General features: G+C 68.9%; 1 protein-coding gene. It reads right to left on the bottom strand.

What is annotated here, in order from left to right:
* The coding region (locus AACY19_RS26980; protein ID WP_339454548.1) for a hypothetical protein at positions 1–517 on the bottom strand (517 nt) is incomplete at both ends.

The raw sequence follows: 517 nt of genomic DNA, 5'->3' as shown, positions 1-517 counted from the left end.
TGAATTCCTGCGGGGCAGGCGCGCTCGCCGCGATGGCGGGGCCAGCCGGTGGCGGGGCGATCCGCTCGGCCGCGCTCGCTGGCGTCACCACCGCAACCGCGCCCGGCACGACCAGCGGCTTGACCACGACGGTATCGGCGACTTCGATCCGGTCGTTCTGCGGCGCAGCGATGGTCTTGTCCTCGGGCAGATACTGGATCGTCGCCGAGCGTTCGTCGCGCAGATATTTGGCCGCAACGCGCTGGATATCGGCGGCGGTGACCTGACCGATCGCGGCGAGTTGCCGGTCGGCGGCGCGCGGGTCGCGATCGATGATCACCGAGGAGGCAATCGTGCGCCCCTTGCCCTCGGCGGTTTCGCGCGATTCAAGCGCGGAAGTCAGGATTTCGTTCTTGGCCTCGGCCAGTTCGGCAGCGCTGACGGGCGTGTTGCGCAAACGGGCGACTTCGCGGCGCAACGCGGTTTCGCCGTCTGCGGCCTTCTTGCCTCCGGCCAGGATCGCGAACACCGCGAGATT

Source organism: Pseudomonas sp. EA_5y_Pfl2_R50 (assembly GCF_963970475.1).
Lineage (GTDB): Bacteria > Pseudomonadota > Gammaproteobacteria > Pseudomonadales > Pseudomonadaceae > Aquipseudomonas.
This window is presented reverse-complemented; position numbering and strand designations above follow the sequence as displayed.